At 42.0% G+C, this 21749-nt stretch carries 16 protein-coding genes; 6 read left to right on the top strand and 10 right to left on the bottom strand.

The window, feature by feature from the left end:
- Positions 1–45: 45 nt before the first annotated feature.
- The 5 genes from pepF to IGK63_RS05980 all read right to left on the bottom strand — a co-directional run bounded on the left by pepF (position 46) and on the right by IGK63_RS05980 (position 6666).
- Positions 46–1863: an oligoendopeptidase F gene (gene pepF / locus IGK63_RS06000; RefSeq protein WP_016613250.1), complete on the bottom strand. Its 1818-nt coding sequence runs from the start codon at positions 1861–1863 to the stop codon at positions 46–48.
- A 60-nt stretch (positions 1864–1923) separates the two neighbouring features.
- Positions 1924–2922 carry a competence protein CoiA gene (locus IGK63_RS05995; protein WP_429972461.1) on the bottom strand — a complete coding sequence of 333 codons (999 nt, stop codon included), beginning with the start codon at positions 2920–2922 and terminating at the stop codon, positions 1924–1926.
- Between the two features lie 100 nt (positions 2923–3022).
- Positions 3023–3673, bottom strand: a complete 651-nt coding sequence (locus tag IGK63_RS05990) for an adaptor protein MecA (RefSeq protein ID WP_005236753.1) — start codon at positions 3671–3673, stop codon at positions 3023–3025.
- Positions 3674–3825: 152 nt separating this feature from the next.
- Entirely contained in the window at positions 3826–4224 is a 399-nt protein-coding gene (gene spxA / locus IGK63_RS05985; RefSeq protein WP_003127030.1) for a transcriptional regulator SpxA, read from the bottom strand.
- A 705-nt stretch (positions 4225–4929) separates the two neighbouring features.
- The gene (locus IGK63_RS05980; protein ID WP_005236757.1) at positions 4930–6666 is read right to left on the bottom strand and encodes an ABC transporter ATP-binding protein; all 1737 of its coding nucleotides are present in this window, start codon (positions 6664–6666) and stop codon (positions 4930–4932) included.
- Positions 6667–6910: 244 nt separating this feature from the next.
- On the opposite strand from IGK63_RS05980, the gene IGK63_RS05975 reads away from it, so the two are divergent.
- Positions 6911–7645: an HAD family hydrolase gene (locus IGK63_RS05975; protein ID WP_034872213.1), complete on the top strand. Its 735-nt coding sequence runs from the start codon at positions 6911–6913 to the stop codon at positions 7643–7645.
- A 46-nt stretch (positions 7646–7691) separates the two neighbouring features.
- On the opposite strand, the gene IGK63_RS05970 is transcribed toward IGK63_RS05975, so the two are convergent.
- The 3 genes from IGK63_RS05970 to IGK63_RS05960 are packed head-to-tail and all read right to left on the bottom strand — an operon-like array spanning position 7692 to position 15125.
- A complete protein-coding gene (locus IGK63_RS05970; RefSeq protein ID WP_016613244.1) occupies positions 7692–10856 on the bottom strand; it encodes a DEAD/DEAH box helicase in 3165 nt (1054 codons plus the stop codon).
- Positions 10857–10872: 16 nt separating this feature from the next.
- Positions 10873–14001 carry an AAA family ATPase gene (locus tag IGK63_RS05965; RefSeq protein ID WP_016613243.1) on the bottom strand — a complete coding sequence of 1043 codons (3129 nt, stop codon included), beginning with the start codon at positions 13999–14001 and terminating at the stop codon, positions 10873–10875.
- A 2-nt stretch (positions 14002–14003) separates the two neighbouring features.
- Positions 14004–15125: an exonuclease SbcCD subunit D gene (locus IGK63_RS05960; RefSeq protein WP_005236763.1), complete on the bottom strand. Its 1122-nt coding sequence runs from the start codon at positions 15123–15125 to the stop codon at positions 14004–14006.
- Positions 15126–15379: 254 nt separating this feature from the next.
- Here IGK63_RS05960 and anmK point away from each other — a divergent pair, with 254 nt between their 5' ends.
- The 3 genes from anmK to IGK63_RS05945 all read left to right on the top strand — a co-directional run bounded on the left by anmK (position 15380) and on the right by IGK63_RS05945 (position 19067).
- Positions 15380–16540, top strand: coding sequence for an anhydro-N-acetylmuramic acid kinase AnmK (gene anmK, locus IGK63_RS05955; RefSeq protein ID WP_034872212.1), 1161 nt, complete (start codon positions 15380–15382; stop codon positions 16538–16540).
- A gap of 21 nt (positions 16541–16561) precedes the next feature.
- A complete protein-coding gene (locus tag IGK63_RS05950) occupies positions 16562–17857 on the top strand; it encodes a PTS sugar transporter subunit IIC (protein ID WP_008379718.1) in 1296 nt (431 codons plus the stop codon).
- A gap of 118 nt (positions 17858–17975) precedes the next feature.
- Positions 17976–19067: a DUF871 domain-containing protein gene (locus IGK63_RS05945; protein ID WP_016613241.1), complete on the top strand. Its 1092-nt coding sequence runs from the start codon at positions 17976–17978 to the stop codon at positions 19065–19067.
- 53 nt (positions 19068–19120) lie between these two features.
- On the opposite strand, the gene IGK63_RS05940 is transcribed toward IGK63_RS05945, so the two are convergent.
- Positions 19121–19756, bottom strand: coding sequence for a lysophospholipid acyltransferase family protein (locus IGK63_RS05940; protein WP_005229679.1), 636 nt, complete (start codon positions 19754–19756; stop codon positions 19121–19123).
- A gap of 137 nt (positions 19757–19893) precedes the next feature.
- Between IGK63_RS05940 and IGK63_RS05935 the strand changes: the two genes are divergently transcribed.
- Both IGK63_RS05935 and IGK63_RS05930 read left to right on the top strand, forming a co-directional pair.
- Complete coding sequence (locus IGK63_RS05935) at positions 19894–20628, top strand: tRNA1(Val) (adenine(37)-N6)-methyltransferase (protein ID WP_016613240.1); 735 nt, start codon at positions 19894–19896, stop codon at positions 20626–20628.
- Complete coding sequence (locus IGK63_RS05930; protein ID WP_005236776.1) at positions 20618–20896, top strand: GIY-YIG nuclease family protein; 279 nt, start codon at positions 20618–20620, stop codon at positions 20894–20896. Before IGK63_RS05935 ends, IGK63_RS05930 begins: the two co-directional genes overlap by 11 nt.
- 83 nt (positions 20897–20979) lie before the next feature.
- Here the strand turns inward: IGK63_RS05930 and IGK63_RS05925 are convergent, their stop codons facing one another.
- Positions 20980–21672: a hypothetical protein gene (locus IGK63_RS05925; RefSeq protein WP_008379712.1), complete on the bottom strand. Its 693-nt coding sequence runs from the start codon at positions 21670–21672 to the stop codon at positions 20980–20982.
- Positions 21673–21749 lie beyond the last annotated feature (77 nt).

Raw genomic sequence — 21749 nt, 5'->3', positions numbered from 1 at the left:
AAAAAACAAACCAATCCTTTTCGGACTGGTTTGTACTCTTTTCAATTATGCTTCGATTTCTTTTACGAGTTCTTCCAATTCATTCAAGCGTTGCTCAAATACTTTCATTGCATCTTCAATATAATCTGCTTTCGTCATATCTACGCCTGCTTTTTTCATGACTTCGATTGGATAATCACTACGTCCGGCTTTCAAATAGTTCAAATAGTTAGTTAAGGCATCAGGTTCGCCAGCTAAGATTTTCTTCGCCAAAGCAGAAGCTGCCGAAAAACCAGTTGAATATTGGTAAACATAGTAATTGTAATAGAAATGCGGAATGCGTGACCACTCAAGACGAATCTCCGGATCTTTTTCAACTGATGGTCCGTAGTATTTTGCATTTAACTCGGCATAGTTCTCGCTTAAGAATTCACTGGTCAACGGCGTTCCTTTCGCATCTTCCACGTGCATGAAGTGTTCAAACTCGGCAAATTGCGTTTGACGGAAAATCGTTCCTTTGAATCCATCAAGAAAATGATTCAAGACATAGGCTTTGACCCGCGGATCAGTCTCAGTCTGAAGCATGTATTCCGTTAAAATATTTTCATTCGTGGTTGAAGCGATTTCTGCTAAGAAGATCGAGTAATCCCCATAGGCATAAGGCTGGTTATTCCGTGTGAAGTAACTATGCACACTGTGTCCCATTTCATGAACGAGGGTAAAGAGTTGATCCAATCGATCATTCCAGTTCATTAAGATATAAGGCAGTGTGTCATAAGCACCTGAAGAATAGGCACCACTGCGTTTGCCTTTGTTTTCAACGACATCGATCCACCGATTGCTGAAGGCTTCTTCAACTACAGCTAGATACTCTTCCCCTAATGGTTTTAGCGCTTCTTTCGCTTTTTCGACTGCTTCTTCATAGGTATAGCGAATCGGTGCTTCCCCTAAAATCGGCGTGTACACATCATACATATGAAGCGTGTCGACAGCCAACAGGCGTTTTCTTAATGCCATATATCGGTGTAATAATGGCAAATGCTGATTAACGACGTCCACTAAGGTATCATAGACACTTTCAGGAATATGATTGGCACTCAAAGCGGCTTGGCGTGCCGAGTCGTATTTACGGGCTTTGGCTTTAAAGTTGTGGGCTTTGATATTCGTACTTAAAGTTTGGGCAAAGGTATTGCGGAATTGCTCATAGACGCCATAGAGACCTTTAAAGGCCGCTTCCCGAACAGACCGATCCGTGCTTTCCATCAACTCACCGTATACACCATGAGATAGCTGTACTTTTTCCCCGTTTTCGTCTTCAACTACTGGAAAATCCAAATCAGCATTGTTTAAAACAGAAAAAATGTTGCCGGATGCTCCAAAAATTTCGCCTGCTCCGGCCAATAGCGCTTCTTGATCGGCAGGCAAAACATGGGGCCGCTCGTTAATAGTTTTTTCGATCATATGACGATAAACAGCTAGTTTCGGTTCTTGATCGAAATAGCCCCAAATCGTTTCATCGGACATCGTCAATAACTCGGGATCAAACCAAGCAACGGCTTCACTTACTTGCGCAACTAAACTGCTGGCTTTCGCATATAAGCCTTGATAAGTCGTATTAGCGGTATCTTGATCATTTTTCAAATGACTGTAAACATACAGTTTCTCTAAACGGCGAGAAAGATCTAAGACAAATTCTAAAGCGGATAGGAAGGTTTGTGGCCCATCTGCTAAAGTGCCTTGGTAACTGCTAGCTTCTTTAAGCTGTGCTTGGATTTCTTGAAATTCTATGTCAAAAGCCGCATCATCGGCATAGATTTTCGTTAAGTCCCACGTTTTTTCGACTGGAATCGATTCACGTGCTGGTAATTGTTTTGTTTCTGACATTCCCTTCACTCCTTGTTCATTGGTTAAAAATATCTTATCACACTTTTCAACGAAACCAAATCATTGGCTTGAAAAAGAAACCGAATTTTCTAAATATTGGCATTCTTGAAAGATTTCTCTCAATATTTCTCTTTGATCAAGCAAAGGAAAGCACCATTGCCAATGCAGCTTCCTCAGCCGAATCAACCACTGTTCAAAACTAATGGGACATTCACTTAAATAGAGAAAGCGAAAAATCAGTATGCGGTGTTCAAATAAAAAGCCAAACCGACTTTCACAATAGCACCAAAGAGGCAACTGCGAGACATTCCCATTCAACGGGTATACTATTTCTTGAATCTCTCTGATTTTAGGCAGTCTGTTTCGCAGTTTTCGAATCACCCACAAACGATAATCGACCGCTACCCATTCAATAGAATGGTGGGTATCTGATTCATCTGCTTCGTACAAAGGTCGAAGTGTCTCTTTCTTGTAAGGCTCCCCTTTTTGTATAGCGCTTCGTCGACTGATTACCCCTTCTTGATAGTGCCATTTGATTTGGTGCAGCCGCACCAATGCCTGATTTCGCGTATCAATGAGCCACAAGCAAAAGCCAGTAGACTGATAAGTACAGCAAGCTTTTACCAAAAGCGACCAATGGCGTTTCGGATACATTTTGGTCCCTAGGATCCACCAAGGCTGATAACCATTTGCTAAATAAGTGCTGGTTCGTTCCAGAAATCGTGAAAACTTGAGTGAAGAACACTGGACTTCAACGGCAATATTTTTGTAACAGAGATCAGGTCGCTGCTGAAGTTGCGGCAAGTAGGCTTCAAGTTCAATTTCCATCTCTTGATACCATTCAAACAAAAGTTGTTTTGCTTCCAAGTGCTCCTTCGTCTCCCCTTCACTGTATGTCTGACAATCAGTGGTGGCTTGATGGGCAAAGTGAGACTGTCGCTTAAGTCCTTGCCTCAAAATCACTTCTTTCTGACAGCCAGGGCAATAAAAAGGGCCCGAGGATTTCTTTGCCCCTTTCGCTAGGATGACTTCTTTTCTTTGGTTCAACGCTTTCAACATCTGGCTCACCTCAATAAGAGGTACGCCAGATTCGTCAAACACAATTAAAAAAGCCAAGAACATTGTCAAAATGTCCTTGGCTGGAAATGATTTTCATTCATTAATCATTCTTGAAATAGAAACGAGTCAATTCAAGTGCATCGTTTTCCATGATCAACTCACCGTATTCTGATAAAACTTCGGGCGTCACTGAAGTCCTTTGGGCAAATTCCATCAAATAAGAAAGTGCATTTTCCACTTCAATATCAGTAATATCTGCATCCATAAATCGAATTTCAATATAATAATGATTGCCCATTTGGTAAAGATTGGTTGCAACGGAATCCAAATATACTTCGGATGCCAATTGAATCATATCTTCGAATCGCAACAACTCGAATACAAAACGATTGCCGATTTCTTCTGCTTGCTCTGACTCTTGTAATTGAGCCGCCACATGTTTTTTCAACATATCGGTAATGTCTTCATTCGCTTCATCGTTCATCTCATCAAAATTTTCCATTCCTTCTGGTGGAAGATTTTTGCTAATAAACAATTCTAACCCATCGCCTTTAGGCAAGACTTGGAAAGTTACAGCTTCACTGCCTTTAAATTCTTCGTCAATATCAACTTCTTCAAGAATACTGTAAAAGAAGTTTTCAATTTCATTGTGATTTCCTAGAAGGTCAAGAAAAGTGATGCCTCTCGCAGCTAAGTCTTCACTTTTGATCAATACACGAATGGTGTTCTCATTGATATGTTCCATTTCCATATTAGCTACACCTCACTTTTGCTACTCACTATAGGTTCATTGTATCGAAACCTGATAAAAAGTAAAGAGAAAACGAATATCCTCTTAAGAAAAACGTAAAAACTAAAAAAAAGACTCACTTTCTACGAGAAAGCGAGTCGATGAAGTCAAATTTATAAGCCTGCCATTAATTGCGCTTGTCTTAGTTCCAGTTGGCGAACATCCCTAGGTAAGAACCGACGAATTTCATCTTCGTTAAACCCAACTTGCAATCGTTTTTCATCGATCATAATTGGCCGACGCAATAATCCTGGATTTTCTTGAACAAGTGTCAATAAATCTTTTAGGGGCAAGTCATCTAGATCCATATTCAACTTTTGGAATACTTTGGATCTGGTGGAAATAATTTCTTCTGTGCCATCTTCTGTCATTTGTAGAATTGCCTTAAGCTCAGAAATATTTAACGGTTCTGAAAAAATATTTCTTTCAACAAAAGGGATTTCGTGCTCTTGTAACCACGCACGAGCTTTGCGACAAGATGTGCAACTTGGGGAAGTGTATAGTGTCAACAACGTGCATCTCTCCTTTTTAATTTTCAATCAAGCAAGTCCTGTTCCCTCGCTTGATTTCAATTATACAGGTTTAACTAAAAAAAATCTAGTCTAAATCTCATATTTTTTAATAAAACTCGAAAGTTATATTAAAAGCGAAACCTTTTAGGCAAAAGGTTTCACTCAAAAAGTTTATTTTTAAATGAGAAAAATCAAATTTTTTTTTAATATTACTTCTTTTATACAACAGTGTGTCAAAGGTGTATCAAAAAGATGTCAGAATATTAAAATACTCTTTTAGTTGAATCCCGCGTTTTTTAATTTCCCCTCTGTAATTACATGTGTAATCAAAAAAACGGAGGAAAAAACCAAGTCCATGGCTCAATCGTTTTCAAAGGAAAAATTTCACGATCCCTTGTTGCCTTGGAAACGACAGGGCTACAATAAAAATATATGTTATTTTTTCCAGAGAAGATTCTCAACCAATGTCTTCATTCTTGATTCCATTGTATCACATTCCTTTTTAATCAGAAAACCATACAAGCATTTCTGTCATAATAGACAATAAAACAGTAGGAGAAATGAATATCTGCTTATAAATGAAAAGGGTTTCTCACAAAAATTTAGTGAAAAACGATCAACCTAAGAAACCCGTCTTTTATGCTTTTTCCTGACAAAGTATAAAAAGACTAGTGTTTTCTTGGATTGATCGTTCATTTCTTTCTTCTAAGGGAGAGAAGGTTCTCCATCACGAGCGAATTGCGCATCATGCAATGCGCGATAATGTCCCTTTTTCGCCATCAAATCTTCATGGGTCCCCTCTTCTAAGATGCCTTTATCACTAACGACAATGATGCGTGTCGCATGTTTGATTGTTGCGAGGCGATGGGCAATGATCAAGGTTGTACGGCCATCTGCCAAAGAATTCAATGACTCTTGAATCACTTGCTCGGTTTCCGTATCCAACGCTGATGTTGCTTCATCTAATATCAAAATCGGCGGGTTTTTTAAGAACATCCGAGCAATCGCTACCCGCTGCTTTTGACCACCGGATAACTTGACTCCTCGTTCACCGATGACCGTATCTAACCCATCCGTCATTTGATCGATGACCTTTTCTAAGTGTGCTAATTTGACTGCCTTTAAAATCTCTTCTTCTGTTGCATCAAGTTTGCCATAAGCAATATTTTCTCGAATCGTTCCCGGGAAAAGAAAGACATCTTGCTGCACAGTCCCAATCTGCTGACGTAAAGAAGCCAGGGTCATCTCCTGAATATTGATGCCGTCAATCGTAATGGCGCCTTCAGTGACTTCATAAAAACGCGGCAACAAGTTGCATAACGTGGTTTTCCCTGAGCCACTTTGCCCGACGAAGGCGATCGTCTCGCCAGCTTTGATCGATAAATCGATGTGATTCAAGACTTTCGTCGCATCCGCATAGGAAAAAGAAACATCTTGGTAGACGATATCCCCTTTTAATGATTGAACAGCCCGTGCCCCTGGTTTGTCTTTGATCGTCGGTTCTTTATCCAATTCTTCGGTCAATCGTTTGAAGCCAGCGATGCCTTTCGGATAGCTTTCAATCATCGTATTGACCTTCTCAATTGGTCTAACAAAGACATTCGATAATAAAATAAACCCAACAAACTGGCCATTCGTCAGTTCACCACGAATCACGTAGTAAGCACCAAAAATCAGAGCAAACAAGTTGATCAAGCGAATCAGAAAGTAATTATACGCTGAACTGATCGCCATTACCTTATAAAAAAGGATCTTCGATTGCCGATAGATTTCGCTCAATCCATCAAAGCGTTTATGTTCGAACGTTTCATTAGCAAACGATTGGGTCACTCGAATGCCGCTAACAGATGCTTCCACTCCGGCGTTGAACTCACCGAGGTTGTCATAGATCTGTGTATTGACTTTGGTCATTTTCTTATTGAAAAAAACCAAGGCAATCGTAATCAATGGAATCAACGCAAATGTCGCTACCGCTAATTGAACGTGCATATTCAACATCAATAGGAATGCCCCCACCAAAGTCATGATGGTAATAAAAACATCTTCTGGCCCATGGTGAGCGACTTCAGAGATTTCAAAGAGATCCGTGGTCAAGCGACTGATCAGCTTGCCGGTCTTTTGATTGTCATAATATTCAAAAGATTGGGTCTGCAGATGTCGAAACAGTTCTTGACGCATATCTGTCTCAATATTGACCCCAAGTTTATGACCATAAAAAACCACGATATATTGCAACACAGTATTGATCACATAAAACAAGAACAAGCCTAAGCAAGCCAATAGTATCAAGCGAAAGTTGTTCTGGGGCATGATCTTATCGATTACTTGGTTGACGGCAACGGGAAAGGCCAGTTCTAATAAACCAGCAAATACCGCACAAGTAAAATCTAGCATAAATAGTGACCGATACGGTCGATAATAACGAAAAAACCTTTTTAACACATTTCCCCCTCCTCAATAGCTTTCATTATAAGCAACTCTTTGAAGAAATGCAAAATGAGAAACATGTGAAAATGGGTAAAATTCACTATAATTTTGAAAACCTATCAAGACGCGGATTTCTAAAAACAGTAAATAAAACCTTTATTTTACAGGGATTCCCCTCTTTTTTTTACAGGAATAATGGCTTATGATTGATTCGAAAACAAACTGAAAATTTTCACTAACTCTGAAAGGCGTGTCTCTTTTGATCACTAGTATTCTTTTTGATGTCGATGATACCTTATATGACCAGCAACAACCATTTCGTAATGCCATAACCTCATGCTTTCCACAAATTGCCCGCAAGGACCTAACCGCTCTTTATTTGCGTTTTCGCGTACATAGCGATGAACAGTTTGGAAGGGTATTGGCGAATGAATGGACGCTGGAGCATTTTCGTTATTACCGGCTGACTCATTCTCTAACGGACTTAGGTTATTTCTCTATTACTATGGAAGAAAGCTGCCAGTTTCAGCTGTGCTATGAACAAGAACTAGATGCTATCACGCTACATCCAGAAGTTGAGTCAACCTTGAGTTATTTGTCCAAATTGCCAATCAAATTAGGAATTATTACTAACGGTCCCACCGACCACCAACAAAAGAAGTTGAATCAGTTGCAACTGACTCGATGGATCAAACCAGAGCATATGATCATTTCACAAGCAACCGGTTATCAGAAACCAGAACTAGAAATTTTCCAATTGGCAGAAACCGCCTTTGCTCTTGATCCAGAAACAACACTGTACGTAGGTGACAACTTTGATAATGATGTAGTGGGCTGCAAAAAAGCCGGTTGGCAAGCCTTGTGGTTCAATCATCGTCTTCGTCAGGCGCCTAATGGATTGGAAGATTTACCCGATGTGTCGATCACTGCTTTCTCGCAGCTCCAAGAAAGTATTGACGCCCTCTTGCAGCTTCCTGCATACGCCTATAACTAAAAAACATGGACCTTCGCTTCAAGCGGGTCCATGTTTTTTTGAATGCTTAATGTTCTTCGCCGATACTCAAAATTAAGCGAATATCTTCTTCGGTCATTTGTTGAAGCTGGGTTTCATTGCCTTGAATCACTTTTTGGAAAAGCTCACGCTTTTCTTGTTGCAATGCATCCATTCGTTCTTCAATGGTTCCTTCGGCGATCATTCGCCAGACTTCGACTACATTTTTTTGACCGATCCGATGGGCTCGTCCAGCGGCTTGTTCTTCCACTGCCGGGTTCCACCATAAATCGTATAAAATCACTGTATCTGCACCAGTCAGATTTAGTCCAGTTCCTCCTGCTTTTAATGAGATCAAGAAGACATCTTTTTCGCCACTATTAAAAGCATTGACCATCGTCAAACGATCTTGCGGCGGTGTGCTGCCACGCAAATAGAAGGATTCAAACCCTTCCTGGGCTAATTCTTCTTCAATGATCGAAAGCATACTGGTGAACTGAGAAAATAGCAGGACACGACGGCCATTTTCTTTGGCTGCTAAGAGTAAATCTTTGACCTGTTCAAGTTTCCCAGAAGACCCTTCGTAGTCCTCCACGAATAATCGAGGGTCACAGCAGATTTGCCGTAGACGAGTCAAGCCAGCCAAAATACTGATCCGATTTTTGCGGAAAGACGTAGAATCCATTTGCGCGATTTCTTCTCGCATTTGTCGCAAATACGCCAAATAAATTTTCTTTTGTTCCTCTGTTAGGACACTGTAATAATTTGTTTCCAGCTTTTGCGGCAAATCATGTAACACAGATTTTTTATCTCTTCGCAAAATGAAGGGTTTGATCATTTTTGCAATTTCCTGTGTAGATAGTTCCTTAAATTTCTGCTTGTTGGGGAAAAAGCCTGGCATAATCATTTGGAACAAGGACCACAATTCTTCTAAATTGTTCTCGATCGGTGTGCCACTGAGGGCGAACCGCTGCGGAACTTCCAAGGATCGCAATGCCTGTGCCGTTTTGGTCGCGCTGTTTTTGACCATCTGTGCTTCATCTAAAATCAAACACGATAGCTCTAGTGCTTGATAGGCATCAATGTCCTGACGCAAGCTTGCATACGAAGTAATTCGGACGTCCGCTGATTGCGCCATCTGCGCTTCTCGCTCTTCTTTCGTTCCACTGATGACAGTCGCTGAAATTGAAGGTGCGAACCGTTTGATTTCTTGCTGCCAGTTGAATGTTAGACTGGCTGGCGCCACAATCAACGCATTCAATTTTTGATGCTCTTGTTTCTCAGAAAGCAAATAGCTAATGGTTTGGACGGTCTTCCCTAACCCCATTTCATCAGCAAGAATGCCGCCAAATTGATAATGGCTCAACATTTTTAGCCAACGAAAGCCAACTTCTTGGTACTGCCGCAACTCAGCATGCAAGTTGTCTGGCAACTGTGCCTCAAAGTTTTCTGGATGGATCAAATCTTTCGTCATTTGCTGAAAGCCTGTGCTAAAACTCGCTTGATCGGCAAACTGTTCTTGCAGTAATAGCCCTTGATTCAATGGGACTTGGATTGCCCCGTTTTTCGTATCTAACGAGAGCCGCAATTTTTTGAGGGCAGCACTTGCTTCTTGAAACTCTTCCGACTCCAACGAAAGAACTTGACCATTTTCTGTGGTATAAAATTGCGCAGATTGCAACAGACTCCGCAAAACATCGTTGATCTCTGATTCTTGAATGCCGCTAACATCAAACTTGATATCCAACCAAGAACCATTCTCTTCAATCACGATTTCTGGTCGATGATGCTGGGCATCAAGGTAGAGTTCCCGCAGCTTCTTGCCGATCCGCACTTCCCCTAATTGTCTCAAGACCGGGATCTCTCTCGTAAAAAAGGTATAGAGTTGCTCACCTAGTGGTAGATTTTTTTGCCAATTTTTGCTGCTGGCTTGATAGCCAAAGGTTTCAATAATGGCTTCGATCCGTGCTTCTTGTTGGAAATCACGTAAAATCTCTGGATGATTTTCTGGCATGTATTGATGTTTTTCATCACTTGAAAAAACGACTTCTCCATAAGTAAAATCAACTTGTAGATCTACTTGACCTTTGATTTTCCGCAAGGAGAAAACTGCTTTCAATTCAGATTCTTCGATGTCATTTTGAACCTCAGGAGCCACTTGGACACGCCCAATTTTTCGCAAATAAGGCAAAACTTTCATAAAGAGATTCGCCAGCTCTTCTTTTGGATAATCAATGATTGGCTGTTCAAAACGTTTAAACAGCTGCTGCATCGTGACATAGATCTCCTTTTGCTCGACAGTCAATTCATAAAATGTTCCGTCCAACAGCCCCCAGTTATAATAACTAAGTAAATGGTCGAAGTCTTTTACGAACTGCAGCGGAAAATGATCCGTTTCTTTTGTAACTGAAAACGTCAATGGTTCCCCCGATTGGAAGTCTACTTGGCTGACCTTGGTTTCACCAATGGTGATTTGCGTGTAGACATCATTGAATTGCAATAGCAGTTCTTTGCCGAATTCAACGGGCAGAAGCAAGTATTTTTTATCAAGTTTGCCATTGATTTGAATGCCCGCTTGCCCCATTAATTGTTGGGTTTGCGCGATTCCTGTCAATCGATTCAATAAAGCTCGATTTTTCTCATCAAAGGCATCCGCAGAAAGCAAAAAGGTCTGTTGCTTATTGGCCGCATATTGCTTGTTCTCTTGATACATCTGTAAAAATTTATAAATGTTTTTGACGACATAGGTCCTGGCCGTGCCGCGATGCCCGACCTTCAAAGAGACCCCTAAAATATCCATCTCTTGGTGATAAGGATTTGTCGCAATCGTATCTACCCGAAATTCAATCTGTAATGGTTTACTCGCTTCCTTTTCGCTGTCTAAGCGAGCAAAACCATTGGAAAACATCTCTGAAGCAGAAAAGGCCTTTTTGATGGGGGTTTGTTCATTGATTTTTCGTGTTTTTCCTTGTTGGCGTAAATAGAGTTCGACGGCCACCGTATGTTTGCAATAATGATGTTCTTCCCAATAGGGACATTGGCAATAATCCACTTCTTTGGCAGTAGCATCCAAAGTAACTAAATACAATTCTGTTCCGAGTACTTCTGCATGCCACACATTTTTTTCTTTATCCGGGGTGACAGACAGGACACGGCCTTCATTAAGATACGTTCTCCCCCGCTCGATTACTTTTTCTGGAATACTCCACTTCATAAGAGCCCTCCTCTCCTTATTCTTTTATTCGGATCCGGCTTTGCCCGCTGCCGTTGGTTTCTACGAAAACTTGCTGCAGGATCCTTGCCCGCAGTTCTCGAACATGACTGATGATCCCAATCATGCGCCCTTCATTTTCGATCATTTCTAATGCTTCCATCGCCATTTCCAATGATTCTTCATCAAGCGAGCCAAACCCTTCATCGATGAAAAGTGCTTCGATCTCAATCCCGCCAGCTCGTTGCTGGATCACATCTGCTAAAGAGATTGCTAACGCTAAGGCTGCAATAAAGCTTTCACCGCCTGACAGTGTATGTGCTCTTCTGACTTGACCGGCATTATCGTCATAGATGTCAATTTCTAAGCCTGTTGAGCTTCGATAGCTACCAACTTTATCCGCTAATTCAAATTGATAGCGGCCACGGGTCAAACGGGACAAGCGTTCATTGGCGACTTCTAAGATCTCCGTCAAAAATTGTTGCAACACATACCGTTCCAAGCTGGTTTTCTTCGTGTTTTCGCCATTGATGGTTTCTGCCAACTGTTGAAGTTGGCCTAATTGGGCAAGTTCTTCTACATTTTTCTGATAAATGACTTGCAACTCGTCAAATAACCGTTGATTGCTGTTGACCTTCTCCTGTTTGCGAACCGTTTCTTGCTGTAATTTCTCCATCACAGTCTGCAACTGAAGGTAGGTCGTTTCCAATTGGATTAAATCCATTGTCGCCTGCTCTTTTAATTGGGTATCTAGCAATATCAGACGCTGTTGAACAAACGCCGTTTCTTGCTCATAGGTTTTGATTTCTTCTGTCAGAAGGGTTGTTTGAGGAGCTTGGGCAATCAATTCCCGCATTGCTTCTTCAGTCATCGCTGCTTCTTGCAATCGTTGCATCAGCCGTTGTTCTGCTTTCGCCTTGGCGGCTTGCTTTTCTTCGAAAAATTGTTGTACATTCTTCAACTTCTCTGAAAGGATCGCTTGCTGCTCTTTGATCTGTGCTTCTTGCCGGGCATCCGCCTCGATTTGTTGCGTATATTCCCTTAGTAAAAGATGAATTGACGCTAAATCGGCTTGTAGTTGTTGGTAAGTAGCACCACCAAGTTGTTCTTGCAAAGAGGCCAATTTTCCTGCCGCAAGTTGGCGCGCTTCCTCGGCCTTTTTTGCTTGCTCACTGACTTGCTGATAGGATTCATCTAACTTTGTCAATTGCCCCTTTACTGCCTGATATGTTTTTTGCGCTGCTTCGTAAGAGGAGGCTTTTTGCTGATTGATAGATTGTCGTTTTTTTAATTCCTGTGCAATCGTTTCTTCAGTAAGCTTCTCTTGCGTTTCGAAAGGCTGTAACCTAGCGTATGCCTGCTGAACGTCGTTCCAAGCAGCAGCCGCTTGCTTTTCCGCCGAAACGCTTGTCGCTTGCCATTCATTGATCCGCAATAACGCTTGTTCTTGAAGCGTTTGATTTGCCGATACCTGCTGTTGGACTATCGTCAATTTTTCTTGCATTTGCTCAAGTCTTTGCTCACTCGCAAGAATGTCCTCAATGGGATAGGTCGTATGCTCCTGTGCATTCGGATGATCCAATGATCCACACACGGGACAAGGTTCATTTTCTTCCAATAAAAGACGAAGCCGCGCAATTTGCATCCGAGCATTTTGACTGGTTTCTTGTTTTAGCGTTTTTTGCAGCTCTAGCAAAGATGTTTCTAGTTGCTGTTTTTCAAGGACCAAATCCGAATGAATTTGTTGTTGTTCCCCTGTTTTTTGCTCTGCTTCACGAACCAGTGCCTTTGCTTGCTGCCATTTTTCAATTAGCAATTGTGTTTCAGCTAGTTTTAATGCTTCTGTTTGAAATGTTCTTAACGTTTCAATTTTTTCTACCAGTTGCTGCTCTTGTGTTTTGGTGTTAGCAAGCACTTGAGTAATTTTGGTCAATTTGCTCGTTTGCTGCTGTGCTGCTTTTTCCTGCTGTGCCACTTCTTCTCGCTGCTTTTCTGTGCGTTGCGCCAATGGAATCTGCTGCTGGATCTGTTGGCTTCTTTGATTGGCAGCTTCATGCTTTTTCTTAGTCTCTTCGATCAACGGTCTTTGTTCTTGCCAGCTTACTTGTTGCCGCTGAACATCTTGCAACAGCTGCTTCGTTTCGTCGATTTGCTGTGCTGCTTGCTGCGCTTCATTTACGCGTTCTTCTTTTTGCTGCATGATTTCTTGATGTTCAAGCGCCCACACAAGTTGAGTCAATCGTGCTTTTTTTTGATCGATCTCGTTTTTTTGGGCATTCAACAGTTGTGCTTTTTCTTGTAGTTCTTGCCATTCGATCCGAGCATTTTCGATTTCTTTTGCACGGTAAAAGGCATCTTGCGCAGCTTTCATTTCTTGCGTTGCCTGGTCTTTTCTCTGCAATAACTTTTGAAGTTGAATCTGTTGTTTCTCTAAATCTTGCGCCCATAAAGTCAGACATTCCGCAACCGTTAAAACTTCTTGCACTTCTTCCCATTCAAAACGCTCCATGATCTGCGAAGCGACTAGTTGCTGATGTTCAAGCTTTCTACTTTGTGCTTTGACTTGCTCTTTTAGCCATTCATTAAATTGCTGGTACATTTCTGTACCAAATAGATTTCGTAAAACCCGTTCTTTCTCGTTACTACTGGCAATCAGAAAATTACGAAATTCTCCTTGCGGCAACATCATGATTTGAAAAAACTGTTTTGCATCCAGCTGCAGCAGATCCTTGATAAACGCATCAACTTCTGTCCGTTTACTGATCTGCTTTTTCTCTTTGCCATCGGCGTCAAAAATCGTCAATTGAACTTTTGCCGTTTGGTTAGTGACACCGTCACCACGTTTTTTTGCTAACGTCTGTTCCGGTTTCCGTTGGATCTGGTAGGTAAAACGCTGATGTTCAAAAGTAAACGTGACGCTGGTCTCTTCGGTTGGTGAAGCAAACATCGATCGCATTTCTTTGCCTGAGCGCAGATTCCCCGATGTTTCACCGAACAAGGCAAACGTCATTCCATCGAAAATCGTCGTTTTTCCTGCACCAGTTTTACCGCTGATCAAAAACAACCCGCCAGCTTGCAGCTGACTAAAATCCAATTTTTCATCAATGAATGGACCAAAATTTTTCATTTGTAAAGACTTCGGTTGCATGACTATTCCCTCTTTTCCACGACAAATGCTTCATTTAATCCTTGTTCGATCCATTTGGTTTGTGAATCGAGCAATGAATCTCCCGTCATTTCTTGAAAAAAATGACTGATCAAGGTCTGCGGGTCGGTTTCTCGTGTCGTTAGCTGTCTTTTTTTCGTCTGTTCTCGTCCATTCAACCGTTCGACAGACAAAATAAATGGATAGATTTTTCGCAACTGATTCATCATATTTGGAATCACAGCACGATCCGTCAGCAGAAAATGCCAAAACGCCTCACGATCCAGATCACGGTAAAAAACCGGATCGATCAACTCCTCAAAGGACGCCGTCAGCTGCTGGATATCCCTTTTTGGTGTCAGTGGAATAAATTCATTGGTATCTTTTACGGTATCAATAAGATAGATCCCTTTTTGGTTCGTCCGTTCAGAAAGGGAAAATTTCAGTGGTGAGCCGCTGTACCCGATCTTTGGGTGTTTGAGAGCCGTATTGGCATGTAAATGGCCTAAAACAACCCGATCAAAAGGCGCAAAAGCGGTGGTCGGTACGCTGTCCAATCCGCCAACTTGAATTTTTGTTTCTGAATCTGTTTGGCTAGAACCCGCCACAAAAAAATGGGTCACTAGCACTTGCTTTTTGGACGAGTCAAAGTTCTTGGTCATCTCCTCAATGACTCTTTGGACACTATCAGAAATCTTCATTAATGGTTCATCAAAAAACAAGCGGGCCTCGATGGGTTCGAAATACGGTAGTAAAAAGAATTGTGTATCGTCAAACTCAACCGGGTGCAAACTTTGTTCGATGCTGGTGGACAGGTAAAAGCGTGTTTGTTGAAACCACTGACTGCCGGTTTCTAAACGAGTTGGACTATCATGATTTCCTGAGATAGCCAATAATGGCAGTTCATTCGTTAAATTGATTTCAGCGATTTTTTCATTTAGTAATTTGACTGCATCAACAGCAGGAACCGAACGATCATAAAGGTCCCCCGCAATGACGATGGCATCGACCTTTTCTGCTCTTGCTAGCGCTATGATTTGATCAATGATTGCTCGTTGGTCTTCCAGCAGATCATAGCCATGTAGTTTTTTTCCGATGTGCCAATCAGCTGTATGTATAAAGCGCATTTCTTCACCTTCTTAAAAAATATCCTTCCAATCATTATACCACTTTCCCTGATCGTTAGACATCTCTCTTCCACCGAAATTTCATTTACCACCCATTTTTGATAAAAATAGCGAACACCTAACATCATTATGTTGAAATGTTTTTTCAATTATAAATTTATATCTTGAAATATAATTACACTTCATTTACAATGAGTGTGAAATCGAATTCAACAATCGCTTTCATCACTATTCTAAAAGAAAGGAGAAACGATATGCTTGCAATAGGACTCATGTCAGGAACCAGTTTGGATGGAATCGACGCTGCTTTAGTAAAAATCAACGGCTGCGGTACCGAAACTGACGTCCAGCTGATGGAAATGCTCACACTGCCCATTGGTGAAGAATTGAAGGAACGAATAAAAACTGCTTGTGATCCGGTGGAATCAAATGTTCCCCTCATCTGCCAATTAAACACTGAATTAGGGTATCAATTTTTGAAAGCGTGTCAAATCCTCTGCCAAAAAGCCGGTATTGAAGAAAAAAGCATTGATTTTGTTGCCAGCCACGGACAAACGATCTGGCACTCCCCCGATGCTGATCCAGCGAAAAACAGCACCTTGCAAATTGGCGAACCTTCGATTATTGCTTATGGCTTACAAACGAAAGTCGTCGCCGATTTCCGAGTGATGGATATGGCTGCTGGCGGGCAAGGAGCGCCCCTTGTACCTTATACGGACTATCTGCTTTATCAATCAGACGATAAAAATCGCTTATTGCAAAATATTGGCGGCATCGGCAACGTTACGGTTCTGCCTAAAAATGGTGGCTTAAGCGAATTATATGCTTTTGATACAGGTCCAGGAAACATGGTCATCGATGAACTAATGGTTCAGCTATTCGGTCAGCCTTATGATGCGTTTGGTGAAACAGCCCGAGCGGGAGCAATTATACCCACCTTGCAAAAGGAATTAAGAACTCATTTTTATTTGTCCCAGCAACCGCCGAAAAGCACTGGACGTGAACAATTTGGCAAACATTTTGTGCAGCAGCTAATGACCGAATATCCCCAAGTAGCATCGGAAGACTTGGTGAGGACTTTAACCGATTTCACCGCATTTTCCATTGCTGACAGTTACCAAAGGTTCATTTTCCCTCAGTTGGGAACAAATGATATTGAAGTGATTCTTTCAGGTGGTGGCGCCCATAACCATCTGCTGATTGAGATGATCAAAGGCTATTTACCCGAAACAGTAGCCGTTGTAACACAAGATGACATTGGCGGTTCGAACGATGCCAAAGAAGCGGTGGCTTTCGCCATCTTAGGAAATGAAACCCTTCACAGCCGTGTCAACAATGCCCCTGCAGCAACCGGGGCAGCCCAAGGCGTGATTTTAGGAAAAATCATTCCGAATCCATGGGAAACAAAAATGTAAAACATCTTAGGAGGATAAACCATGTTAGATAAATTCACTCAGTTTATCGAACGCCATCTGGCAGGACCGATGGAAAAACTTGGCAGCCAGCGTCATTTGCGAGCGGTTCGTGACGGGATCGTTTCAACATTGCCATTGATTATCGTCAGTTCGTTCTTTATGATTTTAGCCTTTCCACCGCTGCCTCAAAGTTGGGGCATCTATCAATTCTTGTCTAGCAATGCCACAACCATCTTATTGCCTTATCGAATGACGATGTACATTATGAGCTTGTATGCTGCATTCGGGATCGGATACAGTCTTTCTCGCTCTTATAAGCTTGATGGTCTTTCAGGCGGGATCTTAGCAACGACCGCCTTCTTACTGACCTTCACCCCGGTCAATATCCCAGCAGAAGCGTTGGATGCAGCTGGAACGGTCGGTTTTGTCTTGCCAATGGCCAATTTAGGGAGTGCTGGTATGTTCGTGGCGATCATCACCTCGATTCTTGCCGTTGAAATCTATCGGTTAACGGACAAATCGAAATTTAAAATCACGATGCCAGAACAAGTCCCACCTGCAGTCGCTCGCTCTTTTGAAGCCTTGACTCCCACTTTAGTGATCATTTTAGGAATGGGCGCGATCACTTACTATATCGGTTTTGACTGGCACACGATCGTGGCAAAAGTCGTCGATCCTTTAGTCAGTGCCGCAGATACCTTGCCAAGTGTGCTTTTGATCACCTTCTTGACGACCTTCTTCTGGTCATTCGGGATCCATGGTGCTTCTATCGTTGGTTCACTGGCTCGTCCATTATGGTTACAGTTGTTAGAAGGAAATACAACAGCGCTTGCATCGGGAGATATGATTCCCAATATTGCAGCCGAACCATTTTATCAATGGTTCATCTGGATTGGTGGGGCTGGTTCAACGATTGGTTTGGCTATTTTGTTAGCTTTTCGCACAAAATCGGAATTCGGTTCAAAACTAGGAAAAACAGCCTTAATTCCAGCTATTTTCAACATCAACGAACCACTGATTTTCGGTACACCGATCGTCTTGAATCCAATCTTGATCCCACCATTCATCATTGCGCCTTTAATCAATGGTGTCATTGCATGGGTCGCCACCTCAGCAGGTTTAGTCAATGCCGTCACGGTCAATGCCCCTTGGACATTGCCTGGACCAATTGGTGCTTTCTTAGCGACTGGCGGCGATTGGCGTGCGATCGTGCTGAATGTTCTTTTGATTCTTTTATCGATTCTGATCTATTACCCATTCGTAAAAATCTATGACAAAAACGAATTGGAAAAAGAAAATCAACCAGTCACACAATAATTTGTTGATAAAGGTCGGACGAAGCACCCATCAAGACAATCGGAAGAAGCGCTCCTCAGCAGCATTTTTCGATACTAAGAGGTGCTTCGTACGATTTTTTTAGAAAGAGGGAAAACCATTGAAACGAGAAATTGGCCTTTCGATTTACCCCGACCATAGCGATCCTTTACTGGATCAAGACTATTTAAAAAAAGCTGCTGCCCTTGGTTACTCTCGCTTATTTATGAGTATGCTAGAAGTCAGTGAAGGCAAAGAGACCGTCAGAAAAAAATTCTCTTCGATTATCGGGTTTGCCAAGAACCTTGGGTTTGAAACGATTTTAGATATTTCCCCAGCTGTTTTTAGTGATCTGGCGATCTCTTATGACGATCTAAGCTTCTTTGCAGAATTAGGTGCGGACGGTATCCGCTTGGATCAAGGGTTTGATGGCAGCAAAGAAGCCCAACTGACCTTCAATCCATTCGGCTTGGCGATTGAATTGAATATGAGTAATGATGTGAACTATTTAGAAAATATCCTTTCTTATCAAGCCAATGAACCTTTTTTATATGGCTGCCACAATTTTTACCCCCAACGAGGCACAGGCTTAACGGAGGCTTTTTTCCGCAACTGCAGTCAACGTTTTAAAAAATATGGGTTGAAAACAGCCGCCTTCATCACTAGCCAATCAGCCAAAATTGGCCCTTGGGAAGTCAATGATGGCCTGCCAACCTTAGAATCTTGTCGCGATTTACCATTGGCGCTACAAGGAAAGCTGCTTTTTGCTTCTGGGTTGATCGATACGGTGATTATTGGCAATGCCTATGCGTCGGATGCAGAACTGAAAGCTCTGGCAACGATCGATCGCTACAAACTGACCTTTGGCGTTTCCGTAGAAGCAGAAGCCAGCGAAATCGAACGGAGGATATTAGCTGAAACCAATCATTTTCGTCGCGGTGACAGTAATGCGTTAGTCGCTCGGTCCACACAATCACGGGTGAAATACCGTCCCATCGAAAACCTCCCTCATACAAACCATGAACCGTTTGCTTATGGGGACATCGTTATCGGCAATGATACCTTTGGTCAGTACAAAAACGAATTGCAGATCGTTTTGACCCCTCACCAAGACGCCCGAAAAAACAAAGTCGGTGCTATCCCAAAAGAGGAGTTGCCTTTGTTGGAATATTTGAAACCATGGACCAAATTTGCTTTCGAATTGTTGGATTAAATCATTAGAAAAAAGCCGCTGATCACAAAAGGATCAACGGCTTTTCTTAGGTATTAATCTTCTCTTTTGGACTCATCGATTTGATAAACAAATGACGGATCGATCGCTTGATCCAGTGTGTCAAATGCACCTTGGATGCGCCGTTCCACTTCCGCCAAGCCCTCTTTGTCCATCTTTTTGATGTCACTGATATCGATTGGCTCCCCAAAACGGACAGTCACTCGCTTGCGTTTAAATAAATCCTTTAATGTCAGCGGTCCTTGATAAACAGAGGGAACGATCTTGACTTTGGCCATTTTCGCGATCAACGCCATGCCACCTTTTAAGGCCGTTGCATGTCTCGTACCACTTGGGAACATGATCAAGCTAAGATCGGTTTCCTTCAAGATTTTGACTGGCGTCTTTACCGCGCTCGGTCCTGGTTTGTCCCGTTTGACTGGAAAAGCATTGGCATGAATCAAAATGAACCGTAAAATCGGGTTTTTGAACAGCTCTTCTTTCGCCATAAAACTGAATTTCTTTGGCCGAGCAGCCACTGCTAGGTACAATGGATCCCACCAGGTTCGGTGAGGAGCCACTAAAATATAGTTTTCATTTTTAGGTAAAACCTCTTTGTTTTGATAACGAGCATTGCCGTTGATCAAAAATAATACTACGCGAACCACACCGCGCATAAAGCGAAAAAACATACTCATTTTCCTTTCTATTTCTCTCCTATTCAAGTATGCAAAAAAACGGTTTAAATGACAAGCCTTTTTTAGCGTTTCCCATTATTCTTAATCGTAGTATAATACATTGAAATGAATTTAGAACAGGAGTATGCTTCATGTTGCAACCGAACGAACGCATTGACCAATTGTATGCCGATGACATCAAGATTATTCAGAGTTCCGAAGTTTTTTCTTTTTCATTAGATGCTGTCTTATTAGCCAATTACGCTAGAGTACCAAAAAGAGGTGTGATCGTTGACCTTTGTGCAGGGAATGGCGCAGTCGGTTTATTTATCAGCAGAAAAACGACTGCTCATATTTATCAGGTCGAATTGCAGGAACGCTTAGCGGATATGGCGCAGCGCAGTATCGAATTAAATGACTTGCAAGAACAGCTGACGGTCTATCCTATGGATTTGAAGAATCTCTTTCAAAAAATCAAACCTGATTCCGTCGATCTTTTGGTCTGCAATCCGCCTTATTTTAAAAATATACCGACGGCGATCAAAAACCCGAATCCCTATTTAGCGATCGCCCGGCACGAGATCACCACAAATTTAGATGAAGTGATCCAAACCGCCAGTAAAGCGTTAAAAATGAATGGAAGGTTTGCGATGGTTCATCGCCCGGATCGCTTTCTCGATATTTTGGACAATATGCGCACCCATCGAATCGCGCCAAAACGAGTCCGCTTCGTCTATCCGAAAGTAGGCAAAGAGGCCAATATTTTATTGATTGAAGGAATCAAGGATGGTAAGGCGGAAGGGTTTAAAATTGATTCTCCTCTCATTACCTATGATGAAACGGGCTCTTATAGTCCAGAAGTGAAGGCGATGCTCTATGGCTGCTGACAACCATTACTTTTATGTCTTACGTTGCAACGACCAATCCTTTTACGGCGGCTATACTACCGATTTGAGTCGCCGCTTATTAGAGCATAACAAAGGGATCGGGGCAAAATATACCCGTCCCGCTAGTCGCAGACCCTTGCAAATGATCCATGCGGAAAGCTTTTCCACTCGCAGTAAAGCCACTCAAGCAGAAGCCGCCTTCAAAAAATTGCCTCGCAAAAAGAAAGAGGACTACCTGATCAGTCATAGGAAAAGCAATGTTCTCTGACCAAGCATGCAAAAAACTACCTGCGCACGGAAGTTTCCTTCTTGAGGGAGCTTTCTTTCGTGACTTAGGTAGTTTTTTTATCGTTATTCATTCCTATTCGGTAACGCCCATTGGGTTTGACTTTTCCCAAATTCTTTCGGGATCACAGAATCAACGGATTGATATTCGAGGGTTTCTTGGGACTTTGGAATCGTAATTGCCGTTAAATAGTTGTTGGTTTCGGAATAGAAACCAATTGTTTCAAAGGAAGGATCAGTCAAATGGTATTGAACCCCCTGCAGTTTAGCAGTTGTTTCCTCATCCACAAAAGTCGGTTGATAGCGAGCATAGTAAACCTGGGCGCCCATTTTAAAATATACGGAGTTATGAGCAGAACCAAGAAATTCAATCTCCCGTTCCACCGGTATTGCTTGATAGATTCCTAAAGTTTCAATCGCTTCATTGCTTTGGATGCGCTGATAAATTGCTGTAGTATCAGATTCGTAATATTTATAGCCTAGAAACATCTTTTCGCGATCTCGGATATTCGGTGTGATCAGCGCATTATACGTTTTGAATTCACCATACACTTGATCCCCAATAAAAAAACCTAATAGACACGTAACGACTATGCCGCCAAGCAATAGCGTCACTTTTGGGTTGCGGTTTTCTCGATAAAGCAGAACCATCAGGAACCCTAATAACGCAATCAGACCAACTACCATGAGAATTGGTAGGATCACATAATAAAAACGCTCACTTTGCAGCCATTTTTCGCTCGTCATAAATGCAACCATTTTTTATTCCTCTTCGATTCCTCACTACTCACTGTCTTACCTTTGGTCAAACAGTAGAAGGATCGTCCTTTCATCCC

Origin of the sequence: Enterococcus sp. AZ040 (assembly GCF_050499185.1) — a bacterium.
GTDB classification, from domain to species: domain Bacteria; phylum Bacillota; class Bacilli; order Lactobacillales; family Enterococcaceae; genus Enterococcus_D; species Enterococcus_D entomosocium.
This window is presented reverse-complemented; position numbering and strand designations above follow the sequence as displayed.

Coding starts and splice junctions, on each gene's coding strand:
- pepF (WP_016613250.1), bottom strand. CDS start 1,863: ATGTCAGAAACAAAACAATTACCAGCACGTGAATCGATTCCAGTCGAA.
- IGK63_RS05995 (WP_429972461.1), bottom strand. CDS start 2,922: ATGTTGAAAGCGTTGAACCAAAGAAAAGAAGTCATCCTAGCGAAAGGG.
- IGK63_RS05990 (WP_005236753.1), bottom strand. CDS start 3,673: ATGGAAATGGAACATATCAATGAGAACACCATTCGTGTATTGATCAAA.
- IGK63_RS05970 (WP_016613244.1), bottom strand. CDS start 10,856: ATGAAGTGGAGTATTCCAGAAAAAGTAATCGAGCGGGGGAGAACGTAT.
- IGK63_RS05965 (WP_016613243.1), bottom strand. CDS start 14,001: ATGCAACCGAAGTCTTTACAAATGAAAAATTTTGGTCCATTCATTGAT.
- IGK63_RS05960 (WP_005236763.1), bottom strand. CDS start 15,125: ATGCGCTTTATACATACAGCTGATTGGCACATCGGAAAAAAACTACAT.
- anmK (WP_034872212.1), top strand. CDS start 15,380: ATGCTTGCAATAGGACTCATGTCAGGAACCAGTTTGGATGGAATCGAC.
- IGK63_RS05950 (WP_008379718.1), top strand. CDS start 16,562: ATGTTAGATAAATTCACTCAGTTTATCGAACGCCATCTGGCAGGACCG.
- IGK63_RS05940 (WP_005229679.1), bottom strand. CDS start 19,756: ATGTTTTTTCGCTTTATGCGCGGTGTGGTTCGCGTAGTATTATTTTTG.
- IGK63_RS05935 (WP_016613240.1), top strand. CDS start 19,894: ATGTTGCAACCGAACGAACGCATTGACCAATTGTATGCCGATGACATC.
- IGK63_RS05930 (WP_005236776.1), top strand. CDS start 20,618: ATGGCTGCTGACAACCATTACTTTTATGTCTTACGTTGCAACGACCAA.
- IGK63_RS05925 (WP_008379712.1), bottom strand. CDS start 21,672: ATGGTTGCATTTATGACGAGCGAAAAATGGCTGCAAAGTGAGCGTTTT.